This is a genomic window from Lactobacillus sp. ESL0246 (genome assembly GCF_003692965.1).
In the GTDB taxonomy this organism is placed as follows: Bacteria; Bacillota; Bacilli; order Lactobacillales; family Lactobacillaceae; genus Lactobacillus.
In genome coordinates, this window is the sequence record NZ_REHC01000019.1 from 1 (window position 1) to 1,612 (window position 1,612).

2 protein-coding genes are annotated in these 1,612 nt (G+C 37.8%); both read left to right on the forward strand.

Going from position 1 to position 1,612, the window contains the following annotated elements:
• The coding region (locus tag F5ESL0246_RS08415) for a hypothetical protein (RefSeq protein ID WP_233555745.1) at positions 1 to 269 on the forward strand (269 nt) is incomplete at its 5' end.
• A gap of 81 nt (positions 270 to 350) precedes the next feature.
• Positions 351 to 1,253 (forward strand): WxL domain-containing protein, encoded by a 903-nt coding sequence (locus tag F5ESL0246_RS08100; protein WP_122019587.1) that lies wholly within the window; start codon positions 351 to 353, stop codon positions 1,251 to 1,253.
• Positions 1,254 to 1,612 lie beyond the last annotated feature (359 nt).

Sequence of the window (1,612 nt, forward strand, 5' to 3'; positions counted from 1 at the left end):
CTGTATGCCACGATTATTTGCGGGGTTTTACTGGTGTTAAGTCTCGGCGGTTTAATTTGGACTTTCATGCTTCGGCCGCGCTAGTTTTTAACTATAAAGGAGGTGGTGTCATTTTGAAAGCATTGATTGCAAAATTTTCCTATCGCCGCGTGCAGTGGTTTTGGTTGGGATTATCGATTCTCTTAGCAATTGCCTTTGCGACGTGTCTGTACTTTACCATCAAAACCTATCACGATTTCAATACTTGGAAGATGATCAATCTTTATTAATTAGTAAACAATCGTTGGAATAATCATTGCAAGATGATTAATTGTGTATGAAAAATCTGAATTTGAAGGAGGAACTTCAAGATGAAATTAACTAAAATAGCCAGTATGGTAATGACAAGTGCCACAGTCTTATCGACTGTAGCTGCCGCTACCCCGGCCATTATTCAAGCTAAAACTCAAGAAGGCAATGCAAAAATGAACGGTGGTAAAGCCTTACCAGATACCAATCATAGTACGGTAGGAATAGGCTTTAGCCAGGACCAAGACGCCAAGCCAGATCCTAATAAGCACCATGATGATGATGGCGTCGGATACTTACGTTTACAATACGTGCCCGCAGTGCTGGACTTTGGTAGTCATACTAAGTTTAATCCCGCTGCTCCGATCTTTACCGCAGCTGGTACGAACTTAAATAATACTACCAATGACACTAACAAGGGATATGCCGGGGCAGATAACCAGACCCCAAAGCTTACTACCGCTAATCCTTATTTAAGAGGTGTTAATGGCAAGACTTGGGTAACAGTAGTTGATAAGCAAAATAGCCGTACAGACACTGATGATAAGAATAATAAAATTACAGGAGATTGGCAATTAAGCGTCAAAGCCGACGGCCCGCTGACTACTGGAAGTGGTGCTAGCGCCAAAACAATAACTGGCGCCAAGCTAGCCTTTAACAATACTGCAGCTGGTCATACTGCAAACGTTTTTGGCTTAACGCAGAATGTTGCGGATAAAGGATATACTAGTAATGACGATAGCATTATTGATGCTATAACAACTAAAAATTTGACGGTTAATTTAGCTGCCGATAGTACTGCAGTTCAGGTTGGAACTACAGTATCAGTTACTAGTAGTGGTGGTGCTTACGTTTTTGCTTGGGATCCAAGTGATATTCAATTAGCTTTACCAACCGATGCCAATATTGCAGCAGGAACTTATACGACCTCATTAACTTGGACTTTATCCACGGGAATTAAGTAAACGTAAGATTTTGTGTTTTGTCAAGATACTTACTAACTAACAATTAAGTGATATCATTTATACCTGCAAATTTTGCCTGATTTTCTTAAATTAAAATTTAAGAAAGTTTGTTGGTAGGTAATAATAATTTTATAAAAGGCGCTCAAGCTTTATGCTTGAGCGCTTTTTTGTTTTACTAACAAAATGTTTTTTGTCGTTCTTTTATTTAAAAACATTAATAGAAAATTGAGTTATGATCTGAACCCCGAAATTAAGACAAATTAATTTCGAGGTTTTTATTATGTCTAAATTATCTAAGCAAGACAAAATTGATATCTATAATCTATGGAAAAACTATCAGGTTGGTTCTGGAGAATTAA

Coding starts and splice junctions, on each gene's coding strand:
- F5ESL0246_RS08100 (WP_122019587.1), top strand. CDS start 351: ATGAAATTAACTAAAATAGCCAGTATGGTAATGACAAGTGCCACAGTC.